Source organism: Dietzia sp. Alg238-R159 (genome assembly GCF_900537145.1).
Taxonomy (GTDB): Bacteria; Actinomycetota; Actinomycetes; order Mycobacteriales; family Mycobacteriaceae; genus Dietzia; species Dietzia kunjamensis.
In genome coordinates this window covers 91,429-107,446 of record NZ_UNRI01000001.1, presented here as the reverse complement: position 1 = coordinate 107,446, position 16,018 = coordinate 91,429, and the positions used below count along the sequence as shown (strand labels likewise).

The window sequence follows — 16,018 nt, the reverse complement described above, 5'->3', positions numbered from 1 at the left end:
CGACCAGCTCGCAATATGGCACGCTCGGCGTTGTGCAGCTGTCCCGGTCCTCCGATCTCGCGCTCCGCGCTCTCATGCGCCTCGCCGTCGCCGATGAGCGCGGCGACCGCATGACCGCCGCGGCGATCGCGGAGTCGGTGAACGCCTCGACCTCCCACGTGGCCAAGCTCGTCTCCCGGCTCGTCGACCTGGGCCTCGCCGAGTCCCGGCGCGGCCGGGGCGGGGGGCTCGTCATCACCGAGGCGGGCCGACACGAGTCGGTCGGGTCATTGCTGCGCGAACTGGAGGGCCCCGGCGAGGTCGTCCAGTGCGAGGGTCCGACGCCCTGCCCGCTCGCGGGCAACTGCGGTCTGCGACGAGCCCTCGTCGACGCTCGCGAGGCGTTCTTCACCGCCCTCGACCCCCTCACCGTCGAGGGCATCGTCCGGGCACCCACCCGGCAGGTGTCCCTCAGCCTCGCCACCGCCCCACGGCCGGACCCCGGCCCGGGGTCCTGACCACCCGCATCACCCCCCACCCCGCATCACCCCCCACCCCACATCACCCCCACCCCGCAGTCCGGCCCCCACGGTGCCCGGGCCACCCCGTCACGCCCCGAGAAGGAGATCCCCCATGACCACGTCGCTCACCACCCTGGAGTCGATCCTCGCGCACCCCCGCGAGCTGTCCGAGGAACACGCCACCGTCATCCGCGCGACCCTGCCGGTCATCGGCGCCCACATCGACGAGATCACGCCCGTCTTCTACCGGACGATGTTCGCCGACAACCCCGAGCTCCTCCGCGACACCTTCAACCGCGGCAACCAGAAGCTGGGCGCCCAACAGCGCGCGCTCGCGGCGTCGATCGCGACCTTCGCCACCCTGCTGGTGGACGGCCGGAGCCCGGTCGACATGCTCTCCCGGATTGGGCACAAGCACGCGAGCCTCGGCATCACCCCCGACCAGTACCAGGTGGTCCACGACCACCTCTTCGGCGCGATCGTGGAGGTCCTGGGCGAGGCGATCACCCCGGAGGTCGCGGCGGCGTGGGACGAGGTCTACTGGATCATGGCCGCCGTCCTGGTGGACTTCGAGAAGGCCCTCTACGCCGAGGCGCAGGTGGAACCGGGGGACGTCTTCCGCATCGCCACCGTGATCGCCCGGGAGGACGTGACGGATTCGGTCGCCGTGTTCACCCTCGGTGGTCCCGACGGCGAGCCGCTGCCCGACTTCCGCCCGGGCCAGTACACCTCCGTCGGCGTGGTCCTCCCCGACGGCGCGCGCCAGCTGCGTCAGTACTCCCTGTCGACGGCACCGGGCGAGGGCACGTGGCGCATCGGTGTCCGCCGGGTCGACGCCGAGGTCCGGGGCGGGCTCGGCTGCCCCGCCGGCGAGGTCTCGGGCTGGCTGCACGCCCACGCCGAGGTCGGCACCACGATCCAAGTCACCCTCCCGTTCGGCGACCTCGTCCTGGACGCCGCCGGGATCGGCCGCGACCAGGACGCCGCGCCCGTGGTCCTCTGCTCGGCCGGGATCGGCATCACCCCGATGCTCGGGATGGTCGCCCACCTGTCGGCGACGGAGGACACCCGTCGCGTGCTCGTCCTGCACGCCGACCGATCGCCGGCCGACCACGTCCTCGCCGAGGAGGTCGCGGGCGAGTCCTCGCTGCTCGCCGACGCCGAGGTGCACACCTGGTACGAGCAGGGGGCGGACACCGTCGCCGGCCCGGGCGCGGTCCACCCGGGATTCATGGACCTGGCGACGGTCGAACTCCCCGAGGGGGCGCACGTCTTCCTCTGCGGGTCGACCGGCTTCCTCCAGTCACTGCGCCCGCAGTTCCTCGAGGCCGGCGTGCCCGCCGAGCGGCTCCACGCGGAGTTGTTCGCCCCGAACGACTGGCTGGTGTAGTCCCGCCGGCGTGGGCCCGGATGGCCTCCGTCCGGGCCCACGCGCAGCCCCGAAAGGCGCGTGCCCGAGTGTATTTGACCTGTAACAACTCGTGGGCGTGTGGACGAACTCGCGGACACTCGCCGCGATCTGGCAGACACTCGGGGTCCGGGCGGTTCCCCCTCGAACTGGCCCGGCGCAGCGAGACAAAACACAGATCCGACGCAGCGAGAGCCGACGCGAAAGGACCCATGGTGTCCTCAGCACCAGATTCCGCGACCCGCGATGCGGGGCCCCCTGTCGTCCCCGACCCGGGGAAAGCGAACCTCGCACTGGCCCTGTGCTTCTCGGGATTCCTTCTCACCTTCTGGGCGTGGGCCCTGATGGGACCGCTGGGCGCGACGTACAAGGACCAGTTGGGACTGACGTCGTTCCAACAATCGCTCGTCGTGGCGTTGCCGGTCGTGGTCGGGTCACTCGGCCGGATCCCCGTCGGCGCGCTCACCGACCGCCTCGGCGGCCGCACGATGTTCCCGCTGATCGCCGCGCTGACGATCCTCCCCACCCTGTTCGTCGGGTTCGTCGACAACAGCCTGACCGTCCTGCTCATCGGCGGATTCTTCCTGGGCATCGGCGGCACCTCGTTCGCCGTCGGCGTCCCCGCCGTCAACTCCTGGTTCCCGCCGAACCGGCGCGGCACGGCGATCGGCATCTTCGGCGCCGGCATGGGCGGCACGGCCATCGCCGCGTTCACGACCCTGCGGCTCCGCGAGGCGTTCGGCGACCAGGCGCCGTTCGTCCTGGTCGCGATCCTGCTGGCCGTGTACGCGGTCGTCGCCCGGATGCTCCTAAAGAACTCGCCGACCTGGACGCCCGCCCAGGGAAACTGGGTGGTCAAGGCGGCCAGGACCCTCGCCCGTCCCGTCACCCTCAAACTGGCCTGGCTCTACGCGATGGGCTTCGGCGGGTTCGTGGCGTTCTCCGTCTATCTGCCCACGTACCTGCACAACTTCTACGAGTTGGAGACGGAGGACGCGGCCCTGCGGACCGCCGTGTTCGTGGTGATCGCGGTGGCCTGCCGACCCCTCGGCGGCGCGCTGGCCGACAGGTTCCCCGGCGCCTGGGTGCTCATCGTGAGCTACACCGTCACCGGGTTGATGGCCGCCGCCGCGACGGAGCGCATGCCGCTCGTCAGCGCGGATGCCGGCACCTTCTACCCCGTCGGGACGGCGGTCTTCCTGTTCATGGCCGCGTCGCTGGGCACCGCCTCCGGCGCCGTGTTCGCCCTGGTGGCCGAACTGGTCGAGCCCACCGCGGTCGGGTCGGTCACCGGCATCGTCGGTGCCGTCGGAGGCCTCGGCGGCTTCGTCCCCCCGCTGCTGCTCGGCTACTTCTGGACCGCCCACGGCAACTACCGCGTCGGGCTGCTCCTGCTCTTCGTCCTCTCGATCGCCACCGCCGCCCTCACCTGGCTGTGGTTCCTCCGTACCCGTCGCAGTGAGCCCGCCGCCACGGAAAGGACCCCGGCATGACCAGCATCGACTCCCCCCGCCCCGCCTCGCCGACGCCGGAGGGCCGCGGCACCGGGTCCGGTCGGATGGACGGCCCCGCCTCCGATGCCCTGCTGCGGGCCGGCCGGTTCTTCCGCCGGGGGGAGGCCTCCGACGACCTGCGGACCGTCACGCACTCCGGCGGGCGGGAGTCGGACGTGTTCTACCGCGACCGCTGGAGTCACGACAAGGTCGTCCGCTCCACGCACGGCGTCAACTGCACGGGCTCGTGCTCGTGGAAGGTGTACGTCAAGGAGGGGATCATCACCTGGGAGTCGCAGCAGACCGACTACCCGGACATCGGCGACGACATGCCCGGTTACGAGCCCCGCGGCTGCCCGCGCGGCGCCGCCTTCTCCTGGTACACCTACTCCCCCACCCGCGTGCGCTACCCCTACATCCGCGGTCGGTTAATGGAGCTGTGGCGCGCGGCCCGCGCGGAGCACTCCGACCCGGTGGACGCGTGGGCCTCGATCGTCGAGGACCACGAGAAGACCGCCTACTACAAGCGGGCCCGCGGCCACGGCGGACTGGTGCGCTGCCGGTGGGAGGACGCGATGGAGATCGCCGCCGCCGCCCACGTCTACACGGCCAAGACCTCCGGCCCGGACCGCGTCGCCGGGTTCTCGCCCATCCCGGCGATGTCCATGGCCTCGTTCGGCGCCGGCTCCCGCTTCATCGAGCTGTTCGGCGGCTCCATGCTGTCGTTCTACGACTGGTACGCGGACCTGCCCGTGGCCTCGCCCCAGGTGTTCGGCGACCAGACCGACGTCCCAGAGTCCGCGGACTGGTTCAACTCGTCCTACCTCATCATGTGGGGCTCCAACGTCCCCGTCACGCGCACCCCGGACGCCCACTTCATGACCGAGGCCCGCTACCGGGGCCAGAAGGTGGTGGTGGTCTCCCCCGACTACGCGGACAACACCAAGTTCGCCGACGAGTGGCTGCACCCGCACCCCGGCACCGACGGCGCCCTCGCCATGGCGATGGTGCACGTCGTCCTCACCGAGTTCTACGCCCGCCGGTCCACGCCGGAGTTCGAGTCGTACGCCAAGAAGTACACGGATCTGCCGTTCCTCATCACCCTGCGCACGCGCGGGGACGGGTCGGTGGTCCCGCACAAGTTCGTCACGGCGGACATGCTCGCCGACGGCGTGCTCGAGGCGGCCCCCGGGGAGAACGCCGCGAACAAGACCGTCCTCATGGACGCCGTGACCGGGCGCCCGGTGGTCCCGAACGGCACCCTGGGCGACCGGTTCGGCGAGCAGGGTGCCGGGAACTGGAACCTCGACCTGGGTGACATCGACCCCGCGTTGAGTCTGCTCGACACCCTGGAGGGCACCGCCGAGGTCGTCCTGCCCCGCTTCGACACCGTGCGTGGCGACGCCGGGACCATCACCCGCGGCGTGCCCTACCGGACGGTGAGGGGTGACGACGGCGAGGACCTGCGCGTCACCACCGTCCTGGACCTGATGATGGCGCAGTTCGGCGTGGCCCGCCAGGGCCTGCCGGGCAGCTGGCCGAGCGGTTACGACGACCTCGAGCCCTACACCCCGGCGTGGCAGGAGCAGCACACCGGCGTGCCGGCCGCCCAGGCCGAGCGGATCGGTCGCGAGTTCGCCCGCAACGCCCTCGAGTCCGGCGGCCGGTCCATGATCCTCATGGGCGCCGGCACCAATCACTGGTTCCACTCCGACGTCATCTACCGGGCCTTCCTGGCGCTGACCATCCTCACCGGGACGCAGGGTGTCAACGGTGGCGGCTGGGCCCACTACGTCGGGCAGGAGAAGGTCCGGCCGCTGACCGGGTTCCAGCAGGTGGGAATGGGCCTGGACTGGTCGCGCCCGCCCCGGCAGATGATCGCCACCGCCTTCTTCTACCTGCACACCGGACAGTGGAAGTACGACTCCTACGGGGCCGACGTCCTGACCGCCGCCACCGGCGAGAACCGCTTCGCCGGCCTGAGCACCCCGGACCTCGTCGCGATGTCGGCCCGGCTGGGCTGGATGCCGTCCTACCCGACCTTCGACGCCAACCCGCTGGACCTGGGCGCGGAGGCCGCCGACGCCGGGGTGCCGGCGGCCGATCACGTGGTGGGCCGGATCAAGGACGGGTCACTGCGGTTCGCCGCCGAGGACCCGGACGGCCCCGGCAACGCGCCCAAGGTGCTCACCGTGTGGCGCTCCAACCTGCTCGGGTCGTCGGCCAAGGGTGACGAGTACTTCCTCCAGCACCTGCTGGGCACCGACTCGTCACTGCGCGCCGACCAGGCGCCGGAGGGCCACCGCGGGCGGGACATGGTGTGGCGGGAGGACGCCGAGGACGGCAAGTTGGACCTGCTCACCACGCTCGACTTCCGGATGACGTCCACGACCCTGTTCTCCGACCTGGTGTTCCCCGCGGCCACCTGGTACGAGAAGCACGACCTGTCGTCGACGGACATGCACCCCTTCGTGCACTCGTTCAACGCCGCCATCAACCCGCCGTGGGAGACCAAGACGGACTTCGAGACGTTCCGCCTCCTAGCCGAGAAGGTCTCCGAGCTCAGCCACGGTCACCTCGACATCCGGACCGATGTGGTGGCGACGCCGCTGGGGCACGACACCCCGGACGCGCTCGCCAACCCGGGCGGCACGGTCTCGGACTGGAAGGACGGCTCGTGTGAGCCCGTCCCGGGGAAGAACTTCCCCAAGATCACCGCGGTCGAGCGCGACTACCGCCTGCTCGGGGAGAAGTTCGGGTCGCTCGGCCCGCTCGCGGAGGAGGTCGGCATGCCCGTCAAGGGACTCATGCTCAAACCCGACAAGGAGATCGGGGTCCTGCTCAAGTCAAACGGCGAGACCCGCAAGGGCGTCGGGAAGGGTCGACCGCGGCTCGACACCGACATCCGGATGTGCGAGGCGATCCTCACCCTGTCCGGGACGACCAACGGACGGCTGGCGACGCAGGGGTTCGAGCAGCTCGAGGCCCGGACCGGCCGCGAGCTGGCGGACCTGTCGCGGGGCGAGGAGGGCAAGCGCATCACCTTCGCGGACACCCAGTCCCGGCCCCAGCCGGTCATCACGTCCCCCGAGTGGTCGGGGTCCGAGCACGGCGGCCGGCGGTACAGCGCGTTCGTCATCAACGTCGAGCGGCTCAAGCCGTGGCACACGCTCACCGGGCGGATGCAGTTCTTCATGGACCACGACTGGATGGCCGAGATGGGCGAGCAACTGCCGGTGTACCGGCCGCCGCTCAACATGCACCAGCTCTACGGCGAGCCCGTCCTCGGCTCGGATGACGGGTCCGGCGGCGCGGCGCTGACCGTCCGCTACCTCACCCCGCACAACAAGTGGTCGATCCACTCGGAGTACCAGGACAACCTCCTCATGCTCAGCCTGTCCCGCGGCGGGCCGACCATCTGGATCAGCAAGGAGGACGCCGAGCTCATCGGCGTCGTGGACAACGACTGGATCGAGGCGGTCAACCGCAACGGCGTCGTCGTCGCCCGCGCCATCGTCTCCCACCGCATGCCGGCCGGAACGGTCTACATGCACCACGCGCAGGACCGCGTGGTCGACGTGCCGATCGCGGAGGCGTCGGGCAAGCGCGGCGGTATCCACAACTCGGCAACCCGCATCCTCATCAAACCGAGCCATCTCATCGGCGGGTACGCGCACTTCAGTTACGCGTTCAACTACATCGGCCCCACCGGAAACCAACGTGACGAGGTGACGGTCATCCGCCGTCGCTCCCAGGAGGTGCAGTACTGATGCGCGTCATGGCCCAGATGTCCATGGTGATGAACCTGGACAAGTGCATCGGCTGCCACACCTGCTCGGTGACCTGCAAGCAGGCGTGGACCAACCGGTCCGGCACCGAGTACATGTGGTGGAACAACGTCGAGACCCGACCCGGGCAGGGGTATCCCCGGACGTACGAGGACCAGGAGCGGTGGAAGGGCGGCTGGGAACTCGGCAAGAACGGCCAGCTCAGGCTCAAGGCCGGCGGGCGGATGAAGAAGCTGCTCCAGATCTTCTCCAGCCCCACAATGCCGTCGATCGACGACTACTACGAGCCGTGGACGTACGACTACGACACGCTCGTGTCCTCGCCCCTGCAGGAGCACACGCCGGTAGCCCGGCCGTACTCGCTCATCAGCGGCAAGCCGATGAAGATCTCGTGGTCCGCCAACTGGGACGACGACCTGGGCGGTTCCCCCACCCACCTGAAGGACGACCCGATCCTGGCCAAGGTGAGCGAGGAGATCAAGGCGGAGTTCTCCGAGACCTTCATGTTCTACCTGCCGCGCATCTGCGAGCACTGCCTCAACCCGTCGTGCGTGTCCTCGTGCCCGTCGGGCGCGATGTACAAGCGGGTCGAGGACGGCATCGTCCTGGTGGACCAGGACCGCTGCCGCGGCTGGCGCCAGTGCGTGACCGGCTGCCCGTACAAGAAGGTGTACTTCAACCACCGCACGGGCAAGGCCGAGAAATGTACGTTCTGCTTCCCCCGCGTCGAGGTGGGCATCCCCACCGTGTGCTCGGAGACGTGCGTGGGACGCCTGCGGTACATCGGACTCATCCTCTACGACGCCGACAGGGTGCTCGAGGCGGCCTCCGAGCCGGACGAGCACAAGCTGCTCGCCGCGCAGCGCTCGTGTTTCCTCGACCCGAACGATCCCGAGGTGGTCGCCGCGGCCCGCGAGGCCGGCATCCCGGACGACTGGGTCGAGGGCGCCCAGCGGTCGCCGATCTGGCAGCTCATCTCCCGGTTCGAGGTGGCCCTGCCGCTGCATCCGGAGTACCGCACCATGCCGATGGTCTGGTACGTCCCGCCGCTGTCGCCCATCGTCGACCGGGTCGCCGCGGACGGCGGTGACGGCGAGGACGCCGACACCCTCTTCGGCGCCATCGACACCATGCGCATCCCCATGGAATACCTCGCGGAGCTGTTCACCGCGGGCGACGTGGACGCCATCCAGGTGGTGCTCAACCGACTGGCCGCGATGCGCACCTACATGCGTGACATCAACCTCGGCCGCGAACCCCGTGCGGAGATCTGCGACGCCGTCGGGATGACCGAGGAGGACGTCTACGACATGTACCGACTCCTGGCCCTGGCCCACTACGACGAGCGCTACGTGATCCCCACCGCCCACCAGGAACAGGCCCACTCGCTGGAGGAACTGGCCACCGAGTGCAGCCTGGACTACGAGGGCGGGCCCGGGATGATGGGCGAGTCCGGGCCGTTCGGCGAGGGCTCGGGTGACCAGGCCCTGCCGATCGCCGTCGAGAGCTTCCACGCCCTCAAACAGCGGCAGACCTCGGACACCATCGCGTCGCCGGGCGACAAGTCCAGAAGGGTCAACCTCCTCAACTGGGACGGTCTCGGCACGGGCGGCCTGTTCCCCGGAAGCAAGGACTAACGCGATGGGTGCACAATTCCTGGCCGGAACCGGCTTCGGGAGCGACCTGTTCGCGCGGGTGCGTCGGGCGGTGGGTCCCGGCAGCGGGCCGGCGGTGGGCCGCGGCGCGCCCGGCGACCCCGCGCTCTACCAGGCCGTCTCACTGCTGATCGACTACCCGACCGCCGAGCTGATCGACCGGCTCCCGCTCGTGCGCGAACTGGCCGGGGAGCGGGGCGCCGTCGCGCGGCCACTGCTGGGTCTGGTCGACCATCTGGAGTCGACTCCCCTCGACGACCTGCAGTCGGAGTACGTGGAGACGTTCGACATGCGGCGCCGCTGCTGCCTCTACCTGACCTACTACCGGTACGGGGACACTCGCAAGCGCGGCACCGCACTCGTCGACTTCATCGAGACGTACAAGGCGGCCGGTGCCGAACTCGGGGCCGGGGAGCTCCCCGACCACCTCGGCGTGGTCCTCGAGTTCGGTGCGCAGTGCGATCTCGACGGCTGCCGTGCACTGCTCGTCCAGCACCGCGCCGGTCTCGAGTTGCTGCGGATCTCGTTGGCCGACCGCGGCTCGCCCTGGACCGGCGCGCTGGAGACCGTCTCGGCCACCCTCCCGGCTATCGGCGGGCACGACCGCGACGCCGTCAGCAGACTCGTCGCCCAGGGGCCGCCCGACGAGGAAGTCGGCCTGGAGGCGTTCACCTCCTCGTCCTACCTGGAAAGCGGGGCCCGGCCATGATCGGAACGACTGCAGCCGAGGTGACGATCCTGGACATCTTCCTCTGGGTGATCCTGCCGTACGTGTGCCTGGCGATCTTCGTCGTGGGCCACTGGTGGCGGTACCGCTACGACAAGTTCGGGTGGACCACCCGTTCCAGTCAGCTCTACGAGTCGCGCCTGCTCCGCTGGGGCAGCCCGCTGTTCCACTTCGGCATCCTCTTCGTGGTCGGCGGCCACATCATCGGCCTGGTCATCCCCAAGTCGTGGACCGAGGCCGTGGGCATCAGCAACGACGCCTACCACTGGATCGCGGTGATCACCGGGGCGATCGCCGGCTTCTGCACCGTGGTCGGACTCGTGATCCTCATCTACCGTCGCCGCACGGTCGGGCCGGTCTTCTCCGCCACGACCGTCAACGACAAGGTCATGTACGTCTTCCTGGCCGCGACGATCTTCCTGGGCATGGCCAACACCATCGTCGGCAACATCCTCAGCCACTACGACTACCGCGAGGAGCTGTCGGTGTGGTTCCGAGGCATCTTCTGGTTCCAGCCCGATCCGGCACTGATGCTGTCCGCGCCCATGTCGTTCAAGCTGCACGCGATCGTGGCGTTCCTGCTGTTCGCCATCTGGCCGTTCACCCGCCTGGTCCACGTGTTCTCCGCGCCGATCGGCTACCTGTGGCGTCCCTACGTCGTGTACCGGTCGCGTCCGGCAGGCCAGTTCGGCAACCGCCCGTACCGCCGGGGCTGGATGCGCGAGGACGTCGGCGACGTGAGCCGCGAGATCGGCGCCGGGCGGGCCCGGTCCGGATCGAGCCGCGTACCACGTCACTGAGGTGACCCGGTCACGCAGCCTCCCGACGCCCGCGCGACTGTCTCCGGGGTACTTCGCCATGGTCATGGCGACGGGGATCGTCGCCGTGGGAGCCGGGCAGCGGGGCTGGGAGACGGTGTCCGTGATCCTGATCGTGCTCACCGCGATCGAGTACGGGATCCTCGTGCTCCTCACCTTGTGGCGGCTGATCGCCTTCCGCGCCGAGGTCGTCGCCGACCTGCATGACTCCCGCACCGCGTTCCTCTTCTTCACGTTCGTCGCGGGGACGAACGTTCTCGCGGTGGCGCTCGCGGGGCGGCACCTGCTCGTGGCGTCCGTGGCGCTCCTCTGCGTCGGCGCGGCCGTCTGGATCGTGCTCGGCTACACGGTCCCCTGGGTCGCGGTCCTGTCCCGCGACGAGCGCCCCGTGGTCGCGGAGGCCAACGGCACCTGGTTCATCTGGGTCGTCGCCAGCCAGTCGGTGGCCGTCGCCGCGGCGACCCTGGAGCCCCACTTCGAGTCGGCCCGCGACGCCCTCGCGATCGTGGCCGTGGCGTCCTGGTCGGTCGGCGTCGTCCTCTACGTGGCGTGCGCGGTGTTCGTCTCGCTCCGGCTCATGCTCTACCCGCTGGATCCGCGGGAGCTCGATCCCCCGTACTGGGTCTCGATGGGGGCGGTGGCGATCACCGTCGTCGCCGGCGCACGGATCGTGGAGATGTCCAGCGCCCCGATGGTCGACGCCGTGCGAGGACTCGTCGCGGGCCTGGTCGTGGTGTTCTGGTGCTTCGCCACCTGGCTCATCCCGGCCCTGGTGGCGGTGGGGGTGTGGCGTCACGGGATCAAGAGGGTGCCGTTCCGATTCGAACCCACCTGGTGGTCGATCGTCTTCCCGCTCGGCATGTACGCCGTCGCGGGGATGTACCTCGGGCGGGCCGACGACCTGCCGATCGTCGCCTGGATCGGCGAGACGTGGATGTGGGTCGCGGTCGCGGCCTGGCTCATCGCGCTCGTCGGCATGATCCGATCCAGACTCCCGCGGGTCACGCGGGTCCCGACATGACGGGCCGGAGTGGCGGTGCCGAACCCGCCCCGCCGTCAGGGGCGGGACGGGTCGAACCGTCAGCGCCGGCGGTTGCGCATCTTCTCCGCGAACTCGCGGGCCTTGCGCTGGTTCTCGGGCTTCGAGGCCTCGCGCTTGACCACCTGTACGGCCTTGAGCGCGATCCCGCTCCTCAGTGCATTGCGTAGGAATGCCATCGTGTACCTCCATGTCCGGGGGCGCCAGTCTAGAGTCGGTGGGCCCCTACCGCGACCGGCCGAGAGTGGAGTCCGAGGAGTACGGATATGAGAAGTGACGGCGACGCCCTGTGGCGCATCCTGTCGACCCGCCGCGACCATCGTCACTTCCACCCGACACCGGTCGCGCGGGAGACCATCGAGCGACTGCTCGAGGTCTTCGCGGTCGCGCCGAGTGTCGGACTGAGCCAGCCGTGGCACGTCACGGTGGTCGAGGACCGCGCCGTACGGGAACACATCCACTACGGCTTCCGCGCGGTCCGCGCCGCCGAGGCCGAACGGTTCGGCGGCGAACGCCGCGAACTGTACGACTCGCTCCGCCTGGAGGGCATCCTCCAGGCGCCCGTGGGCCTGGTGGTCAGCCATGTGCCGCCGCCGGGTCCGATCCTCGGGACCACCAGCGTCCCGGCGGCGACCGAGTACAGCGTGGTCGCCGCGATCACCCTGTTGTGGCTGGCGGTGACGGCGGAAGGCCTCGGTATGGGATGGGTGAGTCTCGTGGAACCCGGCCATCTCTCCGACAGCGTGCGGCTTCCGCCGGGCGCACGCCCTCTGGCCTACCTGTGCCTCGGGTACCCTGCCCTGGAGCTGGACGAACCACTGTTACAGACCGTCGGGTGGGGACGTCGTTCCCCGCTGTCCGTCGACTGGGTCTGACCACGCCGGGGACCGGGGTCAGGCCCGCTCGACCCCGACCTCGATGACGGTCCCCCACGGGTCGTCGAATCGCAGGACCGCGCCGTCGTGACGTGTCTCGATCCGGTGGTCGGCCAGTCGCTGCCGGAGTGCGTCGACATCGTCCGCGGTGGGCAGCTCGATGTTCACCCGGCCCAGGCCCAGGGCCGCCGCGCGCGGGCCGGCGCCGGCCGTGCCCCAGGTGTTGACCGCGATGTGATGGTGGTACCCGCCGGCGGCGATGAACAGTGCCGAACCGACGTCGCTCATCACCTCGAAGCCGAGGGCGTCGACGTAGAAGTCGCGGGCTGTCCCGATGTCGCCGACCTGGAGGTGGACGTGCCCCAGTGCCGCGGACGTCCCGATCGACGAACCGGCGACCGGCGGGGTGAGGTGCGTGCGCAGGAAGGCGTTGGGGTCAAGCGGGTTGGTGGCCACCTTCAGCAACCCGTGGGGCTCGGTGGCCCAGGTGTCGCGGGGCCGGTCGGTGTACAGCTCGACACCGTTGCCCTCGGGGTCGTCGAAGTAGAACGCCTGACTGTAGAGGTGATCGGCGCTGCCGGTGAAGGATCTCGGCGCATGCCGGGCGACCGAGGCGACGGCCGCGGCCAGCGACGGCTCGTCGTCGAACATCACCGCGGTGTGGAACAGTCCGGCCTGCCCCTGCCTGCGCGGCGGCAGCTCGGGCATGCGGCGCATCCGCACGATCGGTCGACCCGCCCGGCCGAGCACGGCGGTCTCGCCGGCCTGCTCGAGCACGTCCAGGGCCACGCCGTCGGCGTAGAACGCGATCATCGAGTCCAGGTCCCGGACCAGGAGTTCGACCGCGCCCATGCGCGTGTCCGCCGCGAGCAGGTCGTCGGCCGGGCGCTCGGCCAGGCTGCGGGGATCGGGGTTCTGGACGTAGACGGGCATGGTGCCCTCCTTGCTCTCGGCATCGCGGTTGCGTGATGTGTCATCTATATCAACCGGCCCACCCGCTCGCCTATTCCGTGATGCGTCACCCACCCCCGCGGGACCGCCGGCCGGGGCGCCTACTCAGTGACGTCGAGGAAGCCCGCCGCGCCCTTCTCGGCGTCGGCGAACGAGTGGTCCACGAACGTGTAGCGCCCGGGCTCGACGAAGGTCATCTCCACGAACCCGCCCTGCGACGGGGCCAGGTCGAGCGCCTGTGCGCCCCCGTTCCCACTGCCGAAGGCGTCCCGCCCGTCCCGCAGCAGGTAGGCGCCCTCCTTGTACACGGTGTCGAACTGTGACCCCACCACGTGGAAGCTCGTCCCGTCACTCGGTCCGGCCGCCACCACCCACACGCGCACGGTCTCGCCGACCCGGGCGGTCAGCGGGTCCCGCCGGTACTGGGTCGCGTGCCCGTTGAACATCACCAGGTCGGGCTGCCCGGCCGCGATCTTGCCGGAGTCGAACGGCTCGTCCTCGGCACCGAGGTACGACTCGGACTGGACCAGGGCGTACTCGCGGTCCACCTCGGTCAGGCCCGGCGGGTCCACGATGAGCGCGCCGAACATCCCCGCGGCGACGTGGCCGCTCATGGGCGCGGTCGCACAGTGGTAGAGCCAGGCGCCGGCCCGAGTCACGGTGAACCGGTACTCCAGCTCCTCGCCCGGCGGGATCGTCCGCATCACCTCGTCGGGACTGACGTCGCCGGCGTGGAAATCGATCGAGTGTCCGATGGTCCCCTCGTTGCGGAGGGTGACGATGAACGTGTCACCCACCGTGCCGCGGAGGGTCGGGGCCGGCAGCCCGCCGTTGTAGGTCCACACGGGCCGCACCACCCCGGGCGCGAGTTCGCCGGTGGTCTCCTCGACCGTGAGGGTGATCCGGTGTTCGCGGCCCGTCGGGGCGGGTGCGAGGGCCGGGTCGCGGGTCACGAACTCGTCGGAGGGCGGGGCCAGCACGTCGATCGCCTCGGCGGGGGCGATGCCCGCGGCGCCCCCGGCCCCACCATGGGCGTCGTGCCCGGCGGCGGGATCACCGCCCTCGACCCGGACCTGGAAGGTCATGCCCATCGCCCTGTGCCCGGCGATCGTGCACCATCCCTCGAGGGAACGCCCGACCACGCCGGCGTCCACCGTGGCGGTTCCGCCCGGGTCGACCCTGCCCGAGCCGGCCCCGTTGGTCAGGTACAGGTCGTGCACCGTCGTGTCGTCGTCGTTCGTCAGTTCGATCACCAGCCGGTCGCCGGCGGGGACCGTCACCGTGTTCGGTTCGAACCTCATCCCCACCGCCGTGACCTGCACGGTCGTCGTGTTCCCGGTCGGGGTGACCGACGCGGCCTGACCGGTGCGGCGGAGTGGCGAGGACGGGTCGGCGGCGAGCGCGGCCCCCGTGGCGAGGACCACCACCAGCGCGGCGGACAGCGCGCCGACCAGATTCCGCCGACGGCCGGGCGCGATCTCCGGCCGGGACGTGCCCGGGGTGACGCGGGCGGGCTTCTCCCCGGCCTCGCGGGCCGCGGCCGCGCCCCGGATGACGGCCAACTGCGCGCGGACGGCGCGGATCATCACCGGCAGGAACAGCGCGAACCCTCCGAACGCCAGCGTGGAGCCGACGACCCGGGTCCAACTGGTCCCACCGGGCACGAGGAAGACGGCCAGGCCGGCGTTGACCAGGACGAGGCGGAAGGCGACCAGGCGGTTCATCTCCACCATCCCCGCCCGCACCGCCGCCGGACCACCCCGCATCACGGTGGGCATGAGGAAACTCATCGCCCCGAAGAGGATCTGGGCGGCCGCACCGGCGAGCAGCGGGGTCGTGACCTGTCCCAGTTCGCCGATCCTGCCGGTCGCGACGAGCCACGTCGCCCACCCCAACGACACCGGCAACCACACCAGCCCACACGCGATACTCATCGAGGCGAACTCCCGCGGCGGCGCCGTGCGCGCGGTGCGGACGAGGTGGACCAGGTGCCACAGCACGGCCAACAGGTACACGCCCAGTGCCGTGGCGGTCACCGGCGTCACGCCCGCGAGCGAGCCCGCCGCGGCCACCACCACCGCGACCGACATCACCCCCAGGGACCGGACCGCTGCCGCGTCCTGACCGGCGGCCATGGGGGTGCGCAGTACCGTCGCCCAGAAGGTCACCAGGGTGGTCAGGACGGTGATCCCGACGAACCCCAGGACGTTGACCGCGAGGTGGAACGCGTGCAGGCGGACGGCCCACTCCCCCGGGACGCCGACCCCCATGAAGGCACCGGCCACCGCCCCGGCGGGCAGGAACGCGGCCGCCACGGCGTAGTACCGGACGATCGGCCGGAACCGGGTCGGTTCCGCCGCCCGCAGCTGCCCGACCAGGTCCACGACGTACCAGGCCACCGCGCCGCCCACGACCGTGGCGCCGGTGACGATCGGGATCGGCCACGACCCGATCATGCCCACGACCAGGACCACGATCCCGGCGTTGAGCAGCATGATCCTGCGCACCTGGAGCGCGCGTGACGCCTCCGGGGGTCGCCGGTGCAGCAGGGTCTCGGTGAAGTGCTGGCCCCACACGAGGATCGAGTTGGTGAGCAGGCCCAGGGTGAAGACGTGGACGATCGTCCACGTCGCGGCGGGCACCCACCGGTGGACCACACCCAGCAGCACGAGGGCGATCATCCACAGCTGCACGGGCCGGGTCGCCCGGCGGTGCCACGACCCCTTCCGCCGGGACGGGGTCCGGGGTGCCGCGGTGTCCATAC

12 protein-coding genes are annotated in these 16,018 nt (G+C 70.5%); 9 read left to right on the top strand and 3 right to left on the bottom strand.

Translation table 11 applies throughout. The annotated features are described in order from the left end of the window. The first annotated feature begins 32 nt into the window (after nucleotides 1–32). From G6R20_RS00495 to G6R20_RS00460, 8 genes are all read left to right on the top strand, one after another. Nucleotides 33–497 carry an Rrf2 family transcriptional regulator gene (locus G6R20_RS00495; RefSeq protein ID WP_163375274.1) on the top strand — a complete coding sequence of 155 codons (465 nt, stop codon included), beginning with the start codon at nucleotides 33–35 and terminating at the stop codon, nucleotides 495–497. A gap of 115 nt (nucleotides 498–612) precedes the next feature. Further along, complete coding sequence (locus G6R20_RS00490) at nucleotides 613–1,890, top strand: globin domain-containing protein (RefSeq protein WP_163375272.1); 1,278 nt, start codon at nucleotides 613–615, stop codon at nucleotides 1,888–1,890. 233 nt (nucleotides 1,891–2,123) lie between these two features. After that, nucleotides 2,124–3,401, top strand: a complete 1,278-nt coding sequence (locus G6R20_RS00485; protein ID WP_069390171.1) for an MFS transporter — start codon at nucleotides 2,124–2,126, stop codon at nucleotides 3,399–3,401. Beyond that, nucleotides 3,398–7,171, top strand: a complete 3,774-nt coding sequence (locus tag G6R20_RS00480; protein WP_067715001.1) for a nitrate reductase subunit alpha — start codon at nucleotides 3,398–3,400, stop codon at nucleotides 7,169–7,171. The genes G6R20_RS00485 and G6R20_RS00480 overlap by 4 nt, the downstream gene beginning before the upstream one ends. Further along, nucleotides 7,171–8,826 (top strand): nitrate reductase subunit beta, encoded by a 1,656-nt coding sequence (narH, locus tag G6R20_RS00475; RefSeq protein WP_069390164.1) that lies wholly within the window; start codon nucleotides 7,171–7,173, stop codon nucleotides 8,824–8,826. The genes G6R20_RS00480 and narH overlap by 1 nt, the downstream gene beginning before the upstream one ends. A 4-nt stretch (nucleotides 8,827–8,830) precedes the next feature. After that, nucleotides 8,831–9,553 (top strand): nitrate reductase molybdenum cofactor assembly chaperone, encoded by a 723-nt coding sequence (gene narJ, locus G6R20_RS00470; RefSeq protein WP_069390165.1) that lies wholly within the window; start codon nucleotides 8,831–8,833, stop codon nucleotides 9,551–9,553. Next, on the top strand, nucleotides 9,550–10,371 hold the full coding sequence (gene narI / locus G6R20_RS00465) for a respiratory nitrate reductase subunit gamma (RefSeq protein WP_067715008.1): 822 nt from the start codon (nucleotides 9,550–9,552) through the stop codon (nucleotides 10,369–10,371). Before narJ ends, narI begins: the two co-directional genes overlap by 4 nt. Before the next feature lies 1 nt (nucleotide 10,372). After that, the gene (locus tag G6R20_RS00460; protein WP_269503020.1) at nucleotides 10,373–11,410 is read left to right on the top strand and encodes a tellurite resistance/C4-dicarboxylate transporter family protein; all 1,038 of its coding nucleotides are present in this window, start codon (nucleotides 10,373–10,375) and stop codon (nucleotides 11,408–11,410) included. A 59-nt stretch (nucleotides 11,411–11,469) separates the two neighbouring features. Here G6R20_RS00460 and G6R20_RS18430 read toward each other — a convergent pair whose 3' ends face one another. Beyond that, the gene (locus tag G6R20_RS18430; RefSeq protein WP_167457859.1) at nucleotides 11,470–11,607 is read right to left on the bottom strand and encodes a hypothetical protein; all 138 of its coding nucleotides are present in this window, start codon (nucleotides 11,605–11,607) and stop codon (nucleotides 11,470–11,472) included. Between the two features lie 87 nt (nucleotides 11,608–11,694). Here G6R20_RS18430 and bluB point away from each other — a divergent pair, with 87 nt between their 5' ends. Continuing rightward, nucleotides 11,695–12,303 (top strand): 5,6-dimethylbenzimidazole synthase, encoded by a 609-nt coding sequence (bluB, locus tag G6R20_RS00455; RefSeq protein WP_067715013.1) that lies wholly within the window; start codon nucleotides 11,695–11,697, stop codon nucleotides 12,301–12,303. Nucleotides 12,304–12,321: 18 nt separating this feature from the next. Here bluB and G6R20_RS00450 read toward each other — a convergent pair whose 3' ends face one another. Continuing rightward, nucleotides 12,322–13,236 carry a VOC family protein gene (locus G6R20_RS00450; RefSeq protein ID WP_069390167.1) on the bottom strand — a complete coding sequence of 305 codons (915 nt, stop codon included), beginning with the start codon at nucleotides 13,234–13,236 and terminating at the stop codon, nucleotides 12,322–12,324. Nucleotides 13,237–13,355: 119 nt separating this feature from the next. After that, nucleotides 13,356–16,016 (bottom strand): multicopper oxidase domain-containing protein, encoded by a 2,661-nt coding sequence (locus G6R20_RS00445; RefSeq protein WP_240341211.1) that lies wholly within the window; start codon nucleotides 16,014–16,016, stop codon nucleotides 13,356–13,358. Nucleotides 16,017–16,018: the final 2 nt, after the last annotated feature.

What these genes read in the sequence shown, in the direction of transcription:
- G6R20_RS18430 (WP_167457859.1), bottom strand. Translation starts at nt 11,607, where the DNA reads ATGGCATTCCTACGCAATGCACTGAGGAGCGGGATCGCGCTCAAGGCC.
- bluB (WP_067715013.1), top strand. Translation starts at nt 11,695, where the DNA reads ATGAGAAGTGACGGCGACGCCCTGTGGCGCATCCTGTCGACCCGCCGC.
- narH (WP_069390164.1), top strand. Translation starts at nt 7,171, where the DNA reads ATGCGCGTCATGGCCCAGATGTCCATGGTGATGAACCTGGACAAGTGC.
- G6R20_RS00450 (WP_069390167.1), bottom strand. Translation starts at nt 13,236, where the DNA reads ATGCCCGTCTACGTCCAGAACCCCGATCCCCGCAGCCTGGCCGAGCGC.
- G6R20_RS00490 (WP_163375272.1), top strand. Translation starts at nt 613, where the DNA reads ATGACCACGTCGCTCACCACCCTGGAGTCGATCCTCGCGCACCCCCGC.
- G6R20_RS00445 (WP_240341211.1), bottom strand. Translation starts at nt 16,016, where the DNA reads ATGGACACCGCGGCACCCCGGACCCCGTCCCGGCGGAAGGGGTCGTGG.
- G6R20_RS00480 (WP_067715001.1), top strand. Translation starts at nt 3,398, where the DNA reads ATGACCAGCATCGACTCCCCCCGCCCCGCCTCGCCGACGCCGGAGGGC.
- narJ (WP_069390165.1), top strand. Translation starts at nt 8,831, where the DNA reads ATGGGTGCACAATTCCTGGCCGGAACCGGCTTCGGGAGCGACCTGTTC.
- narI (WP_067715008.1), top strand. Translation starts at nt 9,550, where the DNA reads ATGATCGGAACGACTGCAGCCGAGGTGACGATCCTGGACATCTTCCTC.